This window comes from Lewinella sp. (genome assembly GCF_050633125.1).
GTDB lineage: Bacteria > Bacteroidota > Bacteroidia > Chitinophagales > Saprospiraceae > Lewinella.
Genome location: NZ_JBOEFX010000132.1, coordinates 23,768 through 44,595 on the forward strand (window position 1 = coordinate 23,768; position 20,828 = coordinate 44,595).

Sequence of the window (20,828 nt, forward strand, 5' to 3'; positions counted from 1 at the left end):
CACTAAATAAACTCCCTATGTGCCTATGTGATAAAAACACACATGACCCCTTTCAAACACATAGACACAGAGGAGCATGTGACTTTAGTTTGCACTAAATAAACGTCCTATGTGTCTATGTGATAAAAAACACCATGCAACGGGGTCACACAAACCGCCCCGTATAAGTATGTGGGCTCAATTGCAATAACTCCTGCCGGATCTCCTCGCTTACAGGCAACTCTTTGATGAATGCCTTGATTTCTGCTTCTCCTACAGCAGCCTTGCCTCGGGTGAGTGCCTTGAGCGCTTCATAGGGCTTCGGATAATTTTCTCTTCGCAGGATGTTCTGGATAGCCTCTGCAATAACAATCCAGTTGCTTTCGAGATCAGCGTGTAGTTTATCTTCGTTGAGCAGCAGTTTGCTGAGCCCTTTTTGGACAGCCTGGAAAGCAATCATGGTATGTGCAAAAGGTACGCCCACATTGCGTAAGACGGTACTATCGGTCAAGTCTCTTTGTAGCCTGGAAATCGGCAGTTTATGTGCCAAGTGCTCAAGTAGTGCATTAGCAATTCCGAGGTTGCCTTCCGCGTTTTCAAAATCAATCGGATTTACCTTGTGTGGCATGGCGCTTGACCCTACTTCTCCGGCAATAGTCCGCTGGCGGAAATACTCCATAGAGATGTATGTCCATATATCACGACAGAAATCAATAAGAATGGTGTTGATACGAACCATGGCGTGGAAGAATGCAGCCAAATTATCGTAGTGTTCAATCTGTGTTGTAGGATAAGCCCGCTTGAGTCCAAGGGCGTTTTCTGCAAAATTTTCTGCAAAAGCGTGCCAGTCGTATTCAGGGTAGGCAGCATAATGGGCGTTAAGGTTCCCGGTAGCTCCACCAAATTTCACCCTCAACTCTATATTAGCCAGTTGTTCCAGTTGATGTTCCATCCGAGCGGTAAAGACCGCGATTTCCTTACCCAGTAGGGTAGGAGAAGCAGGCTGGCCGTGGGTACGTGCCAACATGGGAATGGCTTTCCATTCTTCAGCCAGGGCATTCAAATCCGAAAGGACAGCATTAGCCCCAGGAAGGAAAACATTGCGGTAAGCATCTTGCAAAGAAAGTGGAACAGCTGTATTATTGATATCCTGGCTAGTAAGCCCAAAGTGGACAAATTCCTGGTAGTCACTTAATCCAGCCTCCTCGAAAGCGGCCTTGATATGATACTCCACGGCCTTGACATCGTGGTTGGTTGTCTTCTCTATTTCTTTGATAGAGGCGGCATCGGCCGATGAAAAATTTTCATGTAATTGGCTTAAGCTTGCAACCTTATCGGCTGCTATGCCTTTTAATTGAGGTAAGCCAAGCTCGTATAGTGCCTGAAAATATTTCACTTCAACCAGCACCCTGTACCGGATTAATGCTGCTTCAGAGAAATACTCACTGAGGTTTTGCGTTTTGTTGCGGTATCTGCCATCAATAGGACTTACGGCTTCTAAGGAGGTCATGCGTCGGAAGGTTTATCGTTGCTTATTTCTGCGAATACTCGCAAAAATGAAATATTAAGGGGCAAATGTAAGGACTATTTCAAAGGAGCACGGTGAACAAATCTTAAAATAATTACATTTGCAGTTTTGAAGAAGGTATTATTTGCTCTCTTCCTAGTTTCAAGCGTTGAATAACAAAGCCAAAGTATGCCAAAGAACCTCGTCATTGTGGAGTCACCTGCTAAAGCCAAGACAATCGAGAAAATCCTGGGAAAGGATTTTGTTGTAAAGTCAAGCTTTGGCCATATACGTGACCTGGATAAAGGAAACCAGGCGGTGGATGTGGATAATGATTTCGCGACTAAATATATCGTCTCTCCTGAAAAGCGCAAAGTTGTTAAAGAACTGAAGGGTTGGGTTAAGAAGGTAGACGAAGTATGGCTCGCGACGGATGAAGACCGCGAGGGAGAAGCCATTTCCTGGCACTTATGTGAAGTGTTGGGGTTGGACGAAAATACCACCAAGCGGATTGTTTTCCGAGAAATTACCAAGCCTGCTATTCAAAAAGCGATCACTCAGCCAAGAACTGTTGATCTGAATCTGGTAGATGCTCAACAGGCACGCCGAGTATTGGATCGATTGGTAGGCTTTGAGTTGTCGGAGTTGTTGTGGAAAAAAATCAGAGGCAAATTGTCTGCTGGTCGGGTACAGTCAGTAGCCGTAAAGCTAATTGTAGAGAAAGAACGCCAGATTCGTGAATTCACCCCACAGGCCTTTTTTCGACTCGATGCTATATTCAACGTAAAGAACGAGCAGGGCCGGATGGTTCAGCTCAAAGCTACTTCTCCTGATCGGCTTTCTACGATAGAAGATGCTCAGGAGTTATTAGATAAATGTGTTGGTGCTAATTTCTCAATTGAGAATATTGAAGTCAAGCCGCTTAAGCGGAAACCTGCCGCTCCTTTTACGACTTCTACCCTCCAGCAGGATGCGAGTCGTAAATTAGGCTTTTCGGTAAAGCGTACCATGCAAGTAGCTCAACGCCTCTACGAAGCAGGGCATATCACCTACATGCGTACAGATTCGATCAATCTTTCAGAGCTTGCTCTGGGGACCATTGCTGATCAAATTGAGCAGGATTTTGGTAAAGAGTACGTTAAAGTACGGCGTTATAAGAGTAAGAATAACTCAGCGCAGGAGGCACACGAAGCCATTCGCCCTACCTACATTGCTAAGCAAAATGTAAGCGGCGATCGCGACGAACAGCGCCTATATGAGTTGATCTGGAAACGGACGATTGCCTCCCAAATGGAAGAGGCGAAACTGGAGAAAACCATTGTGAATATTGGTATTGATAAAGTACCCGGTCGTATTCTTCGCGCAGAAGGCGAAGTATTGGTGTTTGACGGTTTCCTAAAGGTCTACCTGGAATCAAAGGATGACGATGACGACGATGATGAAGTAAAAGGTATGCTACCTCCTTTAAATGAGGGCCAGCAATTGCCATTGGATACGCTTACAGCGACAGAGAGCTTTACTCGCCCGCCAGCACGCTATACGGAAGCGGGTTTGGTAAAAGCCTTAGAAGAAAAAGGCATTGGCCGTCCGTCTACTTATGCACCTACGATCAGCAAAATCATGGAAGAAAACCGTGGTTATGTTGTTCGCGAGTCGCGAGATGGAGATGATCGTGATTTTAGGGTGATGACCCTTCAGAACAATAAAGTTAGTGCAGAGACCAAGACAGAGAAAGCAGGAGCTGTAAAGAATCGCCTGTTTCCAACTGAGATTGGTATTACTGTATCAGACTTTCTAGAAGAGCATTTTGATAGCATTATGCAGTATGGTTTCACCAGTGATATCGAAGCACGCTTTGATATGGTTGCTGATGGAAAAGAAGACTGGACCAAGATGCTGCGGGAGTTTTATGATCCTTTTCATAGCAATGTTCAGGTTATTACAGAAACAGCGGAACGCGTAACGAAAGAACGGATTATTGGTAATGATCCGGAAACGGGTAGAACGATACTGGTACGTTTGTCTCGCCGAGGGCCTGTTATTCAAATGGGGGCTCCTGATGAGCTGCTGCCTGATGAAAAGCCCCGTTATGCCAACCTGCCTGCCGGAATGGAAATGGACGACATTGATTTGGACATTTCTCTAAAGCTATTCGAATTACCTAAAACATTAGGCGAATTTGAAGAGAAGGAGGTCATTGTAGGAGTAGGGCGCTATGGCCCCTATGTTCGCTGGGGAGATGCCTATATATCTCTAGGGCGAGGAGCAGACCCGCATGAAGTTGACTATGAGATGGCCCTCGAAAAGATTGCCATTAAGAAGAAAGAAGACGAGCCAGTTGCTCATTACAAAGATGATCCTATAACAAAAGGGAAAGGACGTTTTGGTCCATTCATCAAATGGCAGAAATTGTTTGTCAACGTACCTAAAAAATACGATTGGGAAAACCTAACAGAAGCGGAAGCCATTGAATTGCTGGAAGCTAAAATCGAAAAAGAAGCCAATCGCTACATCCAGCGCTGGGATTCGGATGAGATCAGCATTCAAAATGGCCGCTGGGGACCATTCATCAAGTTTAAGAAAGTCAACGTTAAGCTTCCCAAGGTAGGTAAGGACAAGATGACTGCCGAGCAAGCCAAAGAGCTAAGTCTCGAGGATGTGAAAGCGATTATTGAGGAAGACCTTCCTGGATCATTTACAAAAGGGAAAGCCAAAGCGAAACCTAAGGCAAAGGCTAAGCCCCGTAAGAAGAAATAAAATGTATAATGACTGTTGAGGCACGGGATTTTTTTCGTGTACTTATCCTTTACTTGATAAGGTGAGGGGCAATGGCAGTTGCAATAATATCAAAACCATTATGGCTGAGCAAAAGAAAGGAAAAAACCAACTCAATATAGAATTGCCAGAAGATGTAGCAGAAGGTACTTACGCTAACTTGGCAGTTATCGCACATTCCAACAGTGAATTCATCATCGACTTTTTACGTCTGGTACCGAATGTACCCAAGGCCAAGGTGAAATCACGCATCATCCTTACGCCGCAACATGCCAAACGTTTGTTGAGGGCATTGGCAGAGAATGTGCAGAAATTTGAGAAACAGCACGGTACGATTCAGGAAACTGAACCTAACTCCGGTGGAATTCCTCCGATTGGATTTACACCAACAGCACAAGCTTAATTATTTTATCTTTTTAACCGTTCACTTATGCAACTCAGCGAACAGGAGATTGTCCGTAGAGAAAATTTAGCAGCCATTCGGGAGATGGGTATCGACCCTTATCCGGCTGCATTGTTCCCCGTTACTCATTTGGCAGCTGACATTAAAGCTACTGCCGAGTTTGATGCGGAAGATAAAAAGTCAACAAACTTCACAGAGGTTTGTCTGGCAGGCCGCTTAATGGCGAAACGGGGTAAAGGAAAAGCTTCTTTTGCAGAACTTCAGGATACCTCTGGACGGATTCAGATTTATGTTTCTCGTGATGATATCGCACCAGGAGAAGACAAGTCGCTATACAATACCTTGTTTAAAAAGCTGCTTGACCTTGGCGATTTTATAGGGATTAAAGGATTTGTCTTTAAGACCATGGTTGGAGAAATTTCGGTACACGTCACTGATTTTACCTTTTTGGGGAAATCATTGCGGCCACTGCCAGTGGTTAAGCGTGATGCAGACGGTAATGTACACGATGCCTTTACCAATCCTGAATTGCGGTACCGCCAACGCTATGTAGACCTTACGGTGAATGCAGAGGTGCGTGATCTGTTTCGTAAGCGTAGCCGCTTGATCACTTCCATGCGCCATTTTCTGGATGAAAAAGGGTTGATGGAGGTAGAGACGCCTATTCTTCAGCCGATCCACGGTGGTGCTTCTGTCCGCCCATTCGGCACGCACCACAATACCTTGGATATGCCGCTTTATATGCGGATTGCCAATGAGTTGTACCTCAAACGCTTGATTGTTGGAGGTTTCGATGGTGTCTACGAGTTTGGGAAGATGTTCCGTAATGAAGGAATGGACGCTACGCACAACCCTGAGTTTACCATGGTTGAGTTTTATGTAGCTTACAAAGACTATTACTGGATGATGGAAACCACTGAGCAGTTGTTGGAGCATTCGATCCAATCCGTTCTTGGGGAAACCACCGTCAAGGTAGGAGATCATACCATCGATTTTAAAGGGCCATTCCGCCGCCTTACGATGTATGATGCTATCAAGGAATACACTGGCGTTGACATTTCTGATCTCGACGAAGAAGGCCTCCGCAAGGTGGCCAAAGAGATGCACATTGCGGTAGAAGACAGCATGGGTAAAGGGAAATTGATTGATGAAATCTTCGGCGAAAAAGTCGAAGGTTTATTGATCCAACCCACCTTTATTACGGACTATCCGGTAGAGATGTCTCCGCTGACGAAAAAGCACAGAGATAAGGAAGGGCTCGTCGAGCGCTTTGAGTTGATCGTAAACGGCAAAGAACTGGCCAATGCTTACACCGAGCTCAACGATCCGATTGATCAGCGAGAACGCTTTGAGGATCAATTGCGATTGGCTAACCGCGGTGATGATGAGGCGATGGTACTGGACGAAGATTTCTTGCGCGCATTAGAATACGGAATGCCACCAACCTCTGGTATTGGTATTGGCGTAGATCGTTTAGTAATGCTGCTAACTGGACAAACCAGTATCCAAGAGGTGCTGTTTTTCCCTCAGATGCGGCCGGAAAAGCGTCACGACGAAAAACAAGAAGGGGAAGCTTAGTATACACTAGCTTTTTCTAAGAGATAGCGCGTTGTAGTTGGAAGACTGCAACGCGCTTTTGTGTGTATTATGCTTACTGCTTCTATGTCTTCGTGTGGTTTAAGGCGATTTCTGACTCTATATGGCACCCCTTTAATGCCCTTATAATCCCTCATATGGTTTAAAATCCTTTGGTGTCTTTGGTGGTTCGAAAAACACTGTGTCATGTAAATTTGTGAAACCATATTCGTCCTTGGCCCCGCTCCATTCATCGAAAATTACTTTCAGCTTAGAGCCATTACCACTATATTTGGAGAGAACTAAAACTTACACATCATGCATCGTAAATTATCCCTATTATTTTTTCTTTCAGGTATGGCCATTTTGGCTGTTTCTTGTGGTGGTGATAAAGCCAATGAAGATAACGCTGACGAAGACGGAATCAATATCACCGTAGAAAATGATGAAGGAGAGACAGAGTCTGTAAATATCAACCTTGGCGAAGGCGATATGCAAGATCTACAAAATGGTTTGGCTGATGCCTTTGCAGAAGCCTCAAAGACCTTGCGTAATAATGCCGAGAATGGAGAATCCGTAGAGGTGATGAACTTCCGCGACATTAAAGCCATTCTTCCTGATCGCCTATTAGGCATGGATCGTACAAAGCATATAGGCGAAAAAACCGGTGCGATGGGATTCACCATTTCACAGGCAGAAGCCGAATATGAAGAGGATGACAAATCTATCGAGGTTCAGGTTGTAGATGCTGGCCAGATGGGAATTGCCAAGTTGGGCATGGTGGCCTGGGCCAGTGTTGAGGTCGACCGTGAAGGTGATTTTGGTTACGAAAGAACAACGATCATCGACGGCCATAAAGCATTCGAAAAATGGAATGCAGATAGTGGAGTAGGAGAGTTGATCTTCTTTTATGATGATCGCTACATTGTTACTTTGAAGGGCCGTAAACTCGGCGAAGATGACCTCCGCAAGGCTTTGAATCGGATTGATTACGAAGATTTAGAATAAAATAGTCAATAAAACAGCTAAAATAATTATTTAAAAACAAAAAGTTTTTAAATTTGATCCATGTACAGCCGGTGAACGTCTCTTTTTAATAAAGAAAAGGGGAGTTCACCGGAAATAATATAACTCACATGGGTCTTTCCGAGCAAAAAGTTAGCCTTAGCGGCCGCCGCATAATGATTGCCTCTTATGTGGAAGAAGTAGCGGCCACCTCCAAAGCAGCCCTACGCAAATCCTTTCCTGCTGCTGACACCGACTATATGGGGGGCAAAAGTGACGGTGCAGTCTACGAATCAAATTTTGCAGGAAAAGACCTGGCAGCGACTTATGCCATGATTCTGGCCTTCCTCAAAGAAGAGGGCTACCATGATATTCCATTGCCTGTGAATGTTGAAGAATTACTTCAGTTTCAGCTAGCTACGCGCAACCGCCAGGTACTTCTGTTTGAGGACAACGGTTATGTTCACAATCCAGTAAAGATTTTATTTCCCCTTGATCGGCGCAAAAAGTCTACGCTAATCCTTAAGCTTTACAATGAGCAGGCAGAGCAGCATTTATTGCGGTTTCATAATAAGCTTTGAGGCCGAACACGTCCCGTCTTACATGATAGCTTGATTATTTTTATCTTTATGGTAATTATTTCCGCTTGGTCTTTCAATTTTGATAGGTGAAGACCGATATAAGTGGATGCGCTAATACTATAAAACTAAACTTATGAAAGTTACGCTCTCTCTAGGGGTTATCTGTTTATTGATGACCACCACGCTTCATAGCCAAATTACTTTTGAAGAAGTAACGCCACCAAATGATTTTAGCCTTGCTGTGGTGAGGAAATCTCCTACAGGCGAATATCTTACCCAAGCCATGAATGACCGATCTACGGTATACACTTCTTTAGATGGGGTTACTTGGACCCAAGAAGTACTCCCCGAGTCACAAGCTTTGGTTGATGTCCAATTTTATGCGGATGGCACACCTGTCTTGAAATCCGAAAATTATGATCATTGTATCCGACGAGATGGAAGCTGGTATACACTAGACCTTGATGGAGGTTGGGGTGGTGTTCAGGCTTCTTTTATCAAAGGAGATACGCTGTTTGTTTACGAGAATAGTTCCTTCGGCTATAGCGTGAATAAAGGGCTTACTTTCGTTCCTATTTTTACTTACGGAGAAGGTTTTGTTGACCATAGGACCCACTTATGGGTATTTGATCATTATTTAGCCCTACATCATACTGCGGGTGCTTCTGATGATTTGTCGGTCTTTTCTCGCGACGGTACGCGTATCAGGAATGAATCGTTGAATCTTGGCAGTGGTAAATTCGCCTACAATGATTGTGGCAAAGTATTGTTATTTGATCATAGTAATTACTACAGCTTATCAGGTGAAGGGCTAGTTTTTGAGTCGGGCAGTGTATCTAGCATTGCTTCAGATTTTGCTTATGGTGATGAAATATTGTCGTCCGAAGGAGATTGGTACTACCGAAATGGGGCTAGTTTACTCAAATCCACGGGGTGTAATTTTGATTGGGAGGAGGTGCTTAATGATCCCATTTTATCACTTTACGGTGATCTATGGTTGAGTGATCAATCGGATTATTTGTTAAGTAGTACTTATTTTGATTTTTTTATAGAACGTTCGGCCAGCAATTCAGAGTGGGAAGAATATCCCGTTCTCATTAACTATTCATACACTGTTGGGATTGACGAATCCTATCAAAACCAACAAGTTGTGAATACACCTAATGATGTTTTTGTAAAAACAGTGGGGGAGGAGAATTGGGAAGAGGTAGTAGCTGACGAAAACGCTTGGCATGGAGGACAATATTCTCCAAACGGCAGTTTATATCTTAATCGTGGTGATGCCATTCTTTATTCACAGGATAACGGCCAGAATTTTTCGATCATCGAAGGACCAGACAATGAGCCAGATGGAGTTATAAATAGGATAAGTGTACTCGATGACGGTGTTATTTATATCGATGGAAGCTTCAGTAATTACTATACCCTTAACAACGGGCAGGATTGGATCAGTACGAATTTTTTACTAAATAGTAGTGAGGCCCATGTGAAGTTAGTGGGCAGTGAAATTTTTGTTGTTAATGCCTACTTTGAATTTAGTGTTGTTAAAATAAACACGATAACTGGTGAGCATACAGGCGAATCTTTAGGTACTTTTCCCGGCTTATACGCTCCGCGGTTTGCCATCATGGATGATGGGACAATCTATCTCGTAGTTGATGAATTTATTGACAACGAAACCCGCTTGTACCGTTTTAGATTTGGTGAGCCACTTGTTAATTTAGGTAATTTCTTTGAAGCATCATCAGGCGTATCAATGAGCAGTTCAGGACTAGATTTATTCCTGTTCAGTAGCTCTAAATATTACATATTTGATGGAGCAAATTTTGTAGAATACAGCTATAGTGGTTTACCTCAGTCGTTTGTCGGTAGTTTCTTTGTAACAGACAATCAATATGTTTATGCGATCTATGACAAGCACCGTATTTTTAGGTCCACAGCGCCATTATCATCGCCGCAATTTATTACAGGAACCCTTTTTCATAACGATAGTGAAGATTGTGAGCCTGAGCCATTGGACAATACCCTCGCCTACTGGCAGGTGAAATTAGAAGGTGATGCCTATTCACGCATAAAAAGTACGGATAGTGAGGGCAATTTTAATTTTTCCGTACCACTTGGCACTTATAGCTTGAGTGCAGAACCGATAAATGCCAATTGGGAGCTTTGCGAACCTTCTTTTACTGTTGTAATGGATGAAGATGACGCTACGCTTGTTCAGGATTTTCAAGCTAAAGCATTGGAAGAATGTGCTTCGCTTGAGATCGACTTTTCTACACCCTTGCTTCGTCGTTGTTTTGATAACTACTATACGGTACAGGTTCGAAATACTGGCCCTCTTACCAGTACTGCAACAACACTGACCCTCACACTGGATCCCTTTTTTGATTTCATCTCGGCTACGATCCCCTATAATCAAATAAACGATACGGAGATCACCTTTGACCTTGGGGCATTGGAGGTAAACGAAGTGATTATGTTCAATTTGGAATTTAATCTTTCGTGCGAGGCCGAACTGGGGCAAGAACATTGTTTGTTTGGAGTGATTTCTGATGATAACAGCTGCCTAAACTCGCGAACCGAACATTTTGAATGCCAAAATAACATTGGTTCTTTTGACCCCAACGATAAGCGTATTTTTAATGAGAGTGGTGTAGAAACAGACCGTGTAGATTTAGAGGAATACATCTATTATCACATACGATTCCAAAACACGGGAACGGACACTGCGTTTACTGTTCGAATAGTAGACCCCATATCTCCAATATTGGATGTGAGTACATTAACTATGCTGAGTGCTAGCCACCCGTACGAGTATGAGATCAATGATGGAGCTTCCTTGGTTGTACATTTTACAGATATCCTCTTGCCAGATAGTACTACCAATGAACCAGCTTCGCACGGGTTTTTCAGGTTTAAAATCAAGCCGTTACCGGAGTATGGTTATGGTACAGAAATCCCTAATCAGGCGGGCATCTATTTTGATTTCAATGAGCCCGTTATTACCAACGAAGCGGTGTTGGTCATTCAAGAACCTGTTCGGGTTAAGAATCCAATAAACTTGACTCGTTTCCAGGTCTTTCCGAACCCTACAGAGGATGTGCTGTCAATTCTTATTGAAGAAGAATATCACAACCGGATCTCTAATTTTGAAATATTGAACACTCTTGGAGAGGTTGTAGTGACGGGAGATTGGTTAACCAGCAACAAGCTGCAAATAGCACATTTACCTGCTGGTATCTACCAAATATTGCTGAGAGAAGGAAGCGTAATTATTGGTGTGGAAAAATTTGTAAAACATTAGAACTTTTATTTGTCTATACTATTCTTAAAGTTCTAAAAAAAACATCGTGTCCTTAATCGCCTTCTTGGGGGTGGTTAAGGACACTTGGGTATTGGGCTACTCATCCACTGGCATAGCAATCCCCAGTTCTTTGGCCTTATTTTGCATAAATGCAAAAGCAGCATCGTATTCATTGGGAATGTCGCCATCCAGAATAGCTTCTCGAATAGCATTTTTGATAATACCTACTTCCCGACTTGGAGGGATGGCAAAGGTTTCCATGATGAGTTCGCCACTAATAGGGGGTTGCCAGTTGCGTAAATGGTCTTTTTCTTCTACCTCTTGTAGTCTTTTGCGCAGGTATTCGTAGTTCTGAAGGTAACGGCGTACGCGCTTCTCATTTTTGGACGTAATATCTGCTTCGCAGAGCAACATCAATTGATCGATGTCTTCTCCGGTTTCATAGAGAATACGTCGTACCGCAGAGTCTGTAATGTCTTCTTTGGTGAGGGAGATGGGGCGCTGGTGAAGCTGAACCATCTTTTGGACAAACTTCATTTTCTGATCCATCGGCAAACGTAATCGACGGAAAATACGAGGAACCATCGCTGCGCCTACGGCTTCATGGCCGTGAAAAGTCCAGCCATTTTCTTTGTCAAAACGCTTGGTGACAGGTTTGGCAATATCATGAAGGAGAGCAGACCAACGGAGCCAAAGGTTGTTGCTCTTGTGAGCCAATTGGTCAACAACCTGAAGGGTGTGGTAAAAGTTGTCTTTATGTCCTATGCCATTGCGTATTTCAACGCCTTGCATGGCTGCTAATTCAGGTAAGATGAGCTCCAGTAACCCGGTGTCAAACAGTAACTTAAAGCCAATACTAGGTTCTGGTGCTTGAAGTATTTTATTGAGTTCCGTAGCGATTCTTTCCTGAGAAATAATCTTGATCCGATTGCGGAATTTACTGATGGCATCCAGCGTTTTTTCTTCGATATCGAAGCCTAGTTGCGTAGAGAAGCGGATGGCACGCATCATGCGCAGCGGGTCATCAGAAAAAGTTTTTCCTGGTTCAAGTGGAGTGATGATTCGTTTTTGCTCAAGATGTTCGAGACCATCAAAGGGATCAATGATATTACCATAATTGTTGTCATTAAGACTTACCGCCAAGGCATTGATGGTAAAATCCCGGCGGTTTTGATCATCCTCGAGGCTTCCTTCTTCTACAGTTGGCTTGCGTGAATCAGAGCGATAGCTTTCTTTACGAGCGCCCACAAATTCTACTTCCAGCCCTTCGTGTTTGAGCATCGCTGTACCGAACCGTTTGTAGGTGGTAACCCGAGGCCTTGGATGCAACTTCTTCGAAACAGCTAAGGCTAATTCAATGCCGCTCCCAACGCATACGATGTCCATGTCCTTAGACGGACGGGCTAAGAGGCGATCACGAACATAACCTCCCACTACATAGGCGGGAAAGTTCAGCTCTCTGGCAGCAGCGCTGATGACCTCAAAAATTTTCCGTTCTCTACTTTGGATATCAAAAACCACGTTGACCTTGTTTGCGGTGAATTAATTCATTTCGGCAATTTGCCGAATTTTCTTAAGGTTAGCGGACTGAAGCCCGCGCAACCTTACTTATCATACTTAATTAGTCACCATCGCACCTTGTTCGGCGTAGATGCTTTCAATTTCATCAAGCGTACTGAACAATACTGCGGGGTCATGCTCGGTGACTAGAATTTGCCGGAAGGCTTTTATTCCTGGGTACCCACGGAAATAATTGGAGTAATGGCGGCGCATTTCCAGCACACCCAATTTGATCCCTTTCCAGTCGAGGCTATGCTGTAGATGCTGCTTACAAGCTGCTACACGCTCGCGAATGGTAGGTGGATCAAGGATTTCTCCAGTAGCGAAATAGTGTTTGATTTCCCGGAAAATCCAAGGATAACCAATACTAGCTCTACCAATCATTATACCATCTACACCGTAGCGTTCCCGATATGTTTTAGCTTTTTGAGGGCTATCGATATCACCATTACCAAAAATTGGAATGTGGATACGAGGGTTGTTTTTGATGTTCCCGATTTTTGTCCAATCGGCTTCCCCTTTATACATCTGCTTGCGCGTTCTGCCGTGTATTGCCAAGCCTTTGATACCAATGTCCTGGAGGCGTTCGGCAACTTCTTCGATGTATTGGGTTTTATCGTCCCAACCTAAACGGGTTTTTACGGTAACGGGAAGCTTGGTACGCTTAATAATGGCTTCCGTCAGGCGTACCATTTTAGGGATGTCTTGTAGAATACCTGCTCCGGCTCCTTTGCAAGTAACTTTTTTGACAGGGCAACCGAAGTTGATGTCCAGTACTTCTGGTTGAGCTTCTTCTACGATTTCAGCAGCACGTTCCATACTGTCGAGGTTGGCACCAAAAATCTGGATACCAATGGGGCGCTCCTCTTCGTAGATATCTAACTTTTGGACACTTTTTGTTGCGTCACGGATTAGGCCTTCTACGGAGATGAACTCGGTATACATCATGTCACATCCCTGTGCTTTGCATAAAGCACGAAAGGGGGGATCACTGACATCCTCCATAGGAGCAAGTAACAAAGGAAACTCACCAATCTCAACATCTCCAATCTTCACCATAATTCGGATCGAATAATTTTATAACGCCGGCAAAATGCACAAGAGGCAAAAATACCTAAATACGGGCTGAATTGCAACGCAAACAAAAACTTTTGGGAACAGCACCAAAATAAGTTGAGCCGTCGTTTTTCAAAAAGCAGGCTAAAAGCGGTTCATTTTAAACGTGTCAGCTATTTGGAGAACCAGAAAGGCGGGTCAACTTATTTTTTGCGCAAAATTTGATGGAATTTACGATTCTACGAAATAAAACTCTCTACACATTTGGCTGGCCCGAGGAAAGCTTTAATTTTACGGCCATACTTGTTTTTAGGAATTTTGGTTCCCTACACTATCAGTTAAATAATCCTCCAATGCTTACAGCAATTGTTCTGGTATTCATCCTTGGCTATCTCACTATTGTTTTTGAACACCCTTTACACCTCGACAAAACAGTTCCAGCGCTTCTTATGGGGGCATTATGTTGGGCTTTAGCCGCTATTGGTTTCAACGCAGGTGACCTTTCTATTGTTGATGGCCATGAGCACCTTTTTAGCATGGTTGGCGGTCATGGAGAAGAAGCCGCTGATGGGTTTAAGAACGCACTCCTGCATCACCTTGGCAAAACTTCAGAGATTCTTATCTTCTTAATTGGGGCAATGACGATTGTCGAAATCATCGATTTGCACCGAGGATTTGAAATCCTAAAGAACTGGGTAAAGACCAAAAATAAAAAACGCTTATTGTGGATTATCGGCATCCTGGCCTTTATCTTATCTGCAATTATCGATAACCTTACGGCAACCATCGTATTAGTAACCTTGCTGCGCAAACTCATCCATGACCCAAAAGAACGGTTGTGGTTTGCGGGTATGGTTGTGATAGCAGCGAATGCAGGTGGTGCCTGGTCACCAATTGGAGATGTTACTACAACGATGCTCTGGATTGGCGGTCAGGTGACAACAGGCGGACTGATCACTAATTTGGTACTTCCTTCTATTGTATGTTTTGTAGTTCCTTTCTTAATCGCAAGTATGTTATCTGTTTTTCAGGGGGATATTGCCGTTGTAGAATCAGAGGAAACGGAGCACAATCGTTTATTGAGTAGTAAAACCATGCTGTTCCTTGGCTTGGGTATGATTGTATTTGTACCAATTTTCAAAACCATCACCCATCTTCCTCCTTATTTAGGGATGATGTTAAGCTTGGGGGTTGTTTGGCTGGTGTCGGAATACATTCACCCAGAAGAAGATTTTACGGAGGAACGAAAAGTTGCCTTCTCTGCCCACAAGGCCCTGAGCCGAATTGAGATGTCCTCGATTCTCTTTTTCCTCGGTATTCTTATGGCTGTAGCCGCTTTAGAGACCATTGCCGTCGGTAACGTAGGGGCATTACGCTCTGTAGCGGAAAGCCTTCAGGAAGCGATTCCGAACCAGGATGCTGTTGTAATAATTCTTGGTTTCTTATCTGCAATTATTGACAACGTACCACTTGTGGCAGCCTCTATGGGGATGTACGACCTCAATGTGTTTGTACAAGATGCTAAACTTTGGCACTTTATCGCTTACTCGGCAGGAACTGGTGGTTCTATGTTGATCATTGGTTCTGCGGCTGGTGTAGCAGCAATGGGAATGGAGCGTATCGATTTCATTTGGTACTTTAAGAAAATTGCTTGGCTAGCGCTTGTTGGCTTTTTGGCCGGAGCTGGTGTTTTCTTGTTTTTGGCAAAATTCCTGCACTAAGAGCAAAGCCAGAACCAGGGATTTTTTATTAAATAATAATACTTAGAGCCTGTATCTATGAGAATTGCGCTTGCTATTCTAGGACTATCTCTTTTCTTTTTTGCTTGCGACCCATACGCCGAGAGTGATCTTGCTGGAAACTGGGAGGCAATTAGAATAACTGAGGAAGGAGATAGCCTTGCTGTCGATCTTAGTGGCATCCGTTTTGAGTTTACAAACAATGGCCGCTACTATTTTCATAGTACCCTCAATTACGAAGAAGCGGGAACCTACAGATTGGACGGGCCTTATTTGTTTAGTACAGACACAACACAAGAAATTTCCCGCGAGAAGGCGGTGGAAATTGTATTGTTGAACACAGATAGCCTGCAATTGCGGATGCAAGAGTTGGGCAAGGAACGCGTCATGTTACTCAAGAAAGAGTAATAGATCAGGTTCCAAAAATCTCATCAATAGATTGTTGAATATCGGCAATGTCCTGGTCCGTTGCCGGTTGGGCAGGAGCTGCCTTTTCAGAGTTCAATAACGCTTCTATCAGAGGATCAGAAACGGCAGCGGAGCCAGCGTTGGAGAACTCCTCAAGCATTTTCCAAATCGTTTGTAGTAGTTGCTCGTCTTCGCAGGAAGTTAGTTTCTGAATTATGGCCAGTTTGAGGGCTTTTTTGTTCATAGGCTAATGTTCTGTATTTGCTGTAATTGTATATTGAGGCTGTAGTATCCAAAATAGACTACTCCCGCAAATATAAGCTAAGCCATCTTTCCAGTCGGCCGTATAGGCTATAGAAAAACGAGGAAGGATTCCTTCAAAAAGTATAAAAATAAAACAAGTAAAGAATATTACCTCTGTTTTTCTCAATCGATCAGTTTTCCAAAACAGCTGTTTTTCCCAGCGCCAAATGGCTAAGAATAGTGGCATGCAGAGCATATCATCCAGGTAGGCATGTAGCCAGGGTAGTTGTATGCTTAGTTGTTTTTGAAGGTACTGATGGCAAAGTGCCAGAAATCCAATGATTATGATACTTGTAAAATAGCTTTTGTCCCTTTTCATAAAACAGCAGCAATAGCAATTGTTAATCCCAAAATTAGAAAAGGCGAAAGTAAGAGCATGAGGAGGAATCCGAAAAATTGTAATCCTATCTTGTAAATAAGCATCCATAAGGGATCATCTTCCCTGAATTTTACATAATCTTGAAAACTGCGGTAAGAGGTTTGGGTTAAGCCCACGAATTTATCTACGGCATTAGGAGCCTCTTCTTGGGCCTTGGTGGATTTGATTTTCATGTTAGTTTCAGTAGGGTGATTAAGAATTTAGAATCAAGTGCACTTGATTAATCCCATAAAGACTGCAATCCAGGCGAGGCCCTTAAGAAAGAAAAAGAGGAAACCAACAATACCAATTTTTTTAAGCCAATCTCTGACGGCAGTCTTGTCCATTTACGGAGATCTTTTGTTTTATAGGGGCTACGTTTGAATAACTCCTGGGTTAAATTGTTCAATTGGAGCCATATCTGCGGCTTTTATGCCTTCACTGATCCAGGTACGTGTTTCGCGCGGATCAATGATCGCATCTACCCATAGGCGTGAGGCAGCGTAATAGGGCGTTGTTTGGTCATCGTAACGATTCTGAATTTTCTCTAATAATTCCTTCTCCTCGGTGGCACTGACTTTTTCGCCTTTCGCCTTTCGGCTGGCCACCTGAATTTGTAGTAGCGTTTTTGCGGCTTGGGCACCTCCCATTACTGCTATTTTAGCAGTGGGCCATGCTACAATCAGGCGCGGATCATAGGCTTTGCCACACATGGCGTAGTTACCTGCGCCATAGCTGTTCCCCATAACAATGGAGAATTTAGGAACCGTACTATTGCTTACCGCATTAACCATTTTAGCCCCGTCTTTGATAATGCCACCGTGTTCGGAGCGAGAGCCTACCATGAAACCAGAGACATCGTGTAAAAAGACCAATGGAATCTTTTTCTGGTTACAATTCATGATAAAGCGGGCCGCTTTGTCGGCAGAATCGCTGTAAATGACACCTCCAAACTGGGTTTCTCCATTAGCGGAGCGTACAATTTCACGGTTGTTAGCGACAATACCTACAGACCATCCATCAATTCTGGCGTAAGCGCAAATAATGGTTTTTCCGTAATCATCCTTGTAGTAGGTAAGTTTTCCTTCGTCAACCAAATGGTGAAGGAGTTCTTTGGTTGCGTAGGGGGTCGTTCTGTTTTCAGGGAAAGTACGGAGCAAATCGTCAGGTTCTCCTAAAGGTGGAGCAGATTCAATTCGGTCAAAACCTGTTTTAGGGAAGTGGCCCATTTGCTTGACGAGATCTTTGATCGTATCTAAGCAGCTAGGATCGTCTGGACATTTATAGTCTGTTACACCACTGATTTCGCAATGGGTTGAAGCACCTCCAAGTGTCTCCTTATCTACTTCTTCCCCGATAGCTGCTTTTACCAGATAGGGTCCTGCTAAAAAGATAGAGCCTGTTCCCTCAACGATAAGTGCTTCATCACTCATGATGGGGAGGTAAGCCCCACCAGCAACGCAACTGCCCATGATGGCAGAGATCTGGGGAATACCCATACTGCTGATCTTGGCATTATTGCGAAAAATACGCCCGAAGTGTTCTTTGTCTGGAAAGATTTCGTCTTGCATGGGTAGAAAAACGCCTGCGCTATCCACCAGGTAGATAATTGGTAAGCGATTTTCCATCGCAATTTCCTGTGCTCTCAGGTTTTTCTTGCCGGTAATGGGGAACCAAGCTCCAGCCTTAACTGTGGCATCGTTTGCAATAATCATGCACTGTCGGCCACTGACATAGCCAATACCAACGAGTACACCGCCTCCGGGACAGCCACCGTACTCTTTGTACATTTCATATCCAGCAAATGCTCCCACTTCGAGAAAAGCGCTTCCTTCATCAATGAGGTAATCGACGCGCTCCCGGGCGGTCATCTTTCCTTTCTTGTGTAGTTTTGCAATTTTAACCTCTCCTCCTCCCAAATGGATTTTGTCAAGCCGGTGCTGTCGGCGAGAGAGGAGGAGTTTCATTTCATCTTCGTTCTTATTGCGTTCAATATCTCTTTTACTCATGGTTTGGTTTGGTTAAGACAGATACTCTTTAGTATTGCTTTTTGAATCAGGGCTTTTCAAAGGTGTAGAAATATTCTCCTTCATAATTTTCGTAAACACCGCTTAAGACGATCTTTCCGCTGCTGCGTTTTAGGAGGCGAATGGCATCATTGAGGTCACTGACACTACGCTTATTGATGGAGGTGATGATAAAGCCGGGTTCCATATTGGTGCTTTCTACTTCACTATCACGAAAGATACTCATCACTTTTACGCCGTCGGTATCAACGCGCTTTCGTTCCTCTCTGCTTAGGTTGCGTAACTCAAAACCCAATTGGTGTAAGAGTTGTTCTTCCCGAGATGAAAGGGGAGAGGTGCTGTTAAGTTTATTCTTCAGGACGATTTTAACCTCTTTTTCCTGACCGTCGCGTAAGTATTTTAATTGAATTTGATCTCCTGGCCGAAGTTGCCCCAGTATTTCCTGTAAAGAAGGTACGGTAAGGGTTTCAGCACCATTGATGCCAATGATGACATCCCCTACTTCGAGGCCGGCATTTTCGGCACCGCTATCATCTGTAATTCTGGAAATAAGGACACCGGCTACAGCTGGGAGGTTTTTTTCTTCCGCGACAGCGGCAGTGACTTCGGTAATAAAGGCCCCAAGTAAGCCTCGTTGTACGGTACCATAATCCCTGAGGTCTTTAACTATTTTTGCTACCAGATTGACGGGAACGGCAAAAGAATAGCCCTCATAGCCACCAGAACGCGTGATAATAGCGGTGTTGATACCTACCAGTTCTCCGTTGGTGTTTACCAGTGCGCCACCACTATTTCCCGGATTGACGACCGCGTCGGTTTGGATAAAAGATTCAATTCGATCCTGACCATCGAGGATGTCGATATTGCGGCCTTTGGCACTTACGATGCCAGCAGTAACGGTGCTTTCAAGATTGAAAGGGTTGCCAACCGCCAATACCCATTCCCCTACAAGTAGGCTGTCTGAATTTCCGAGTTCGATACTTGGGAGATTCGCATCTTCAATACGCAAGAGGGCCAAATCTGTTGATGGATCAGTACCAATGATTTCTGCCGAATATTCTCGTTTGTCACTAAGCGTGACTTCAAAACGCTGGCCACCTTCTACAACATGGTTATTGGTGACGATGTAGCCATCCGCTGATATGATCACACCTGATCCGGTAGAACTACTCGTTTCTGGGCGAGAACGGCGTAAAAAATTATTACCGGAGGATTGATAGGAGCGAATAAAAACCACCGCTGGTGTTATTGCGTTTGCTGCTTCGGTAAAACTAGTGGGCGAACTTGAAACAAAAGTTCGTGGTCGGATACCATTAATTAAGTCTTGTTGACTAGCGTAGCGAGCTTCAGCACTTTCTCTGATAATTACCTGCTGCTGAGGCACTAACCACCGGTACAAGCCTACTGCCACTAATGAACTCAGTAGAGAACAAAGGATAGTAAAAGCAATTTGTCGGGTCGTCATAAAAATATTTTGCGAAATTTAGGCAAAATTTGTGTGAAAACAGAAGTTCTACAACACAGTTACTATGTCTGAAAAACGAGATCCCTTTGACGGGGACTACATCGGAAATATCTTTGGTCCTAAGTTAACACTTTACGGCGCTATTTTGATTTTATTCTTTACCAGTATTGCTGTTTATCGGCACTGGAAGTTGGGCGTTCCCTTTGGAATGGAGGAGTCGGCGCCACTTCCTACGGACCCTATCCAGCCGGATTCGATTAATCTTGGGGAGTAAAATGGGGATTCTTTCGGTTTGGCTAAAGTTTAGATTAGGATACGGTGTCCAGTTTGGCCGGTTTACTTGGCTTACATTCACGACCCACCCCAACCCCTCCCTGCCAGGCGAGGGGCTTTTGAAAAGTACCAAGTCAGGGCCTAAAAACTGCTGAGATATTATCAAAATCAACACTTTACACATNNGGTGGGTCGTGAATACAGGCCCAAAAGCATCAAACTCTCGTCCTGGATTTGCTCCCCTAGGGTATACGGGATAGGCTAAAGCGAAGCTGAACAAGCTTTAACAATTACGACCATGACAAAATCTGTGTTTCAAGACCCTGATTCGGGGAAGGCTCTTTATTGGAGCCCGTCTGGGGAAGTACTCTCATCGGAGGACGGGGTGATTACTTATGCCTTAGATAAAGGAGTTGTTCGGCTGTTGCCTAAAAAGGAGGTGGAACAATCGTCGTCTTTTGATTACCAGGATCACTACCAAAAAGATGCGGAAGTTTTTGATTACTTCGC

General features: G+C 43.9%; 17 protein-coding genes. 10 read left to right on the top strand and 7 right to left on the bottom strand.

Annotated elements, in window-relative coordinates; genetic code table 11:
* Positions 1 to 145 precede the first annotated feature (145 nt).
* The gene (purB, locus tag ACRBG0_RS24855) at positions 146 to 1,489 is read right to left on the bottom strand and encodes an adenylosuccinate lyase (RefSeq protein ID WP_431489536.1); all 1,344 of its coding nucleotides are present in this window, start codon (positions 1,487 to 1,489) and stop codon (positions 146 to 148) included.
* Positions 1,490 to 1,675: 186 nt separating this feature from the next.
* Between purB and topA the strand changes: the two genes are divergently transcribed.
* The 6 genes from topA to ACRBG0_RS24885 all read left to right on the top strand — a co-directional run bounded on the left by topA (position 1,676) and on the right by ACRBG0_RS24885 (position 11,129).
* On the top strand, positions 1,676 to 4,243 hold the full coding sequence (gene topA, locus ACRBG0_RS24860) for a type I DNA topoisomerase (protein WP_431489537.1): 2,568 nt from the start codon (positions 1,676 to 1,678) through the stop codon (positions 4,241 to 4,243).
* Positions 4,244 to 4,343: 100 nt separating this feature from the next.
* On the top strand, positions 4,344 to 4,664 hold the full coding sequence (locus ACRBG0_RS24865; RefSeq protein WP_020539369.1) for a DUF3467 domain-containing protein: 321 nt from the start codon (positions 4,344 to 4,346) through the stop codon (positions 4,662 to 4,664).
* 27 nt (positions 4,665 to 4,691) lie between these two features.
* Positions 4,692 to 6,242, top strand: coding sequence for a lysine--tRNA ligase (gene lysS, locus ACRBG0_RS24870; protein WP_431489538.1), 1,551 nt, complete (start codon positions 4,692 to 4,694; stop codon positions 6,240 to 6,242).
* A gap of 315 nt (positions 6,243 to 6,557) precedes the next feature.
* Positions 6,558 to 7,247, top strand: a complete 690-nt coding sequence (locus tag ACRBG0_RS24875; protein ID WP_431489539.1) for a hypothetical protein — start codon at positions 6,558 to 6,560, stop codon at positions 7,245 to 7,247.
* A gap of 128 nt (positions 7,248 to 7,375) precedes the next feature.
* Complete coding sequence (locus ACRBG0_RS24880) at positions 7,376 to 7,825, top strand: hypothetical protein (protein ID WP_431489540.1); 450 nt, start codon at positions 7,376 to 7,378, stop codon at positions 7,823 to 7,825.
* A 133-nt stretch (positions 7,826 to 7,958) separates the two neighbouring features.
* Positions 7,959 to 11,129 (top strand): T9SS type A sorting domain-containing protein, encoded by a 3,171-nt coding sequence (locus ACRBG0_RS24885; protein WP_431489541.1) that lies wholly within the window; start codon positions 7,959 to 7,961, stop codon positions 11,127 to 11,129.
* A gap of 96 nt (positions 11,130 to 11,225) precedes the next feature.
* Here ACRBG0_RS24885 and ACRBG0_RS24890 read toward each other — a convergent pair whose 3' ends face one another.
* Complete coding sequence (locus ACRBG0_RS24890) at positions 11,226 to 12,650, bottom strand: CCA tRNA nucleotidyltransferase (protein ID WP_431489542.1); 1,425 nt, start codon at positions 12,648 to 12,650, stop codon at positions 11,226 to 11,228.
* A 96-nt stretch (positions 12,651 to 12,746) separates the two neighbouring features.
* Positions 12,747 to 13,748 (bottom strand): tRNA dihydrouridine synthase DusB, encoded by a 1,002-nt coding sequence (gene dusB / locus ACRBG0_RS24895; protein WP_431489543.1) that lies wholly within the window; start codon positions 13,746 to 13,748, stop codon positions 12,747 to 12,749.
* A gap of 350 nt (positions 13,749 to 14,098) precedes the next feature.
* Here dusB and nhaD point away from each other — a divergent pair, with 350 nt between their 5' ends.
* Both nhaD and ACRBG0_RS24905 read left to right on the top strand, forming a co-directional pair.
* Positions 14,099 to 15,466: a sodium:proton antiporter NhaD gene (gene nhaD / locus ACRBG0_RS24900; protein WP_431489544.1), complete on the top strand. Its 1,368-nt coding sequence runs from the start codon at positions 14,099 to 14,101 to the stop codon at positions 15,464 to 15,466.
* A 57-nt stretch (positions 15,467 to 15,523) separates the two neighbouring features.
* The gene (locus ACRBG0_RS24905; protein WP_431489545.1) at positions 15,524 to 15,892 is read left to right on the top strand and encodes a hypothetical protein; all 369 of its coding nucleotides are present in this window, start codon (positions 15,524 to 15,526) and stop codon (positions 15,890 to 15,892) included.
* A gap of 4 nt (positions 15,893 to 15,896) precedes the next feature.
* Here ACRBG0_RS24905 and ACRBG0_RS24910 read toward each other — a convergent pair whose 3' ends face one another.
* From ACRBG0_RS24910 to ACRBG0_RS24925, 4 genes are all read right to left on the bottom strand, one after another.
* On the bottom strand, positions 15,897 to 16,136 hold the full coding sequence (locus tag ACRBG0_RS24910; RefSeq protein WP_431489546.1) for a hypothetical protein: 240 nt from the start codon (positions 16,134 to 16,136) through the stop codon (positions 15,897 to 15,899).
* A gap of 374 nt (positions 16,137 to 16,510) precedes the next feature.
* Positions 16,511 to 16,747: a hypothetical protein gene (locus ACRBG0_RS24915; protein WP_431489547.1), complete on the bottom strand. Its 237-nt coding sequence runs from the start codon at positions 16,745 to 16,747 to the stop codon at positions 16,511 to 16,513.
* Between the two features lie 180 nt (positions 16,748 to 16,927).
* Positions 16,928 to 18,562 (bottom strand): acyl-CoA carboxylase subunit beta, encoded by a 1,635-nt coding sequence (locus ACRBG0_RS24920; protein ID WP_431489548.1) that lies wholly within the window; start codon positions 18,560 to 18,562, stop codon positions 16,928 to 16,930.
* A 46-nt stretch (positions 18,563 to 18,608) separates the two neighbouring features.
* Positions 18,609 to 20,045, bottom strand: a complete 1,437-nt coding sequence (locus ACRBG0_RS24925) for a Do family serine endopeptidase (RefSeq protein WP_431489549.1) — start codon at positions 20,043 to 20,045, stop codon at positions 18,609 to 18,611.
* Positions 20,046 to 20,109: 64 nt separating this feature from the next.
* Here ACRBG0_RS24925 and ACRBG0_RS24930 point away from each other — a divergent pair, with 64 nt between their 5' ends.
* Both ACRBG0_RS24930 and ACRBG0_RS24935 read left to right on the top strand, forming a co-directional pair.
* Positions 20,110 to 20,319 carry a hypothetical protein gene (locus tag ACRBG0_RS24930; RefSeq protein WP_020539351.1) on the top strand — a complete coding sequence of 70 codons (210 nt, stop codon included), beginning with the start codon at positions 20,110 to 20,112 and terminating at the stop codon, positions 20,317 to 20,319.
* Between the two features lie 297 nt (positions 20,320 to 20,616).
* On the top strand, positions 20,617 to 20,828 hold a 212-nt coding region (locus ACRBG0_RS24935; protein ID WP_431489550.1), incomplete at its 3' end, for a hypothetical protein.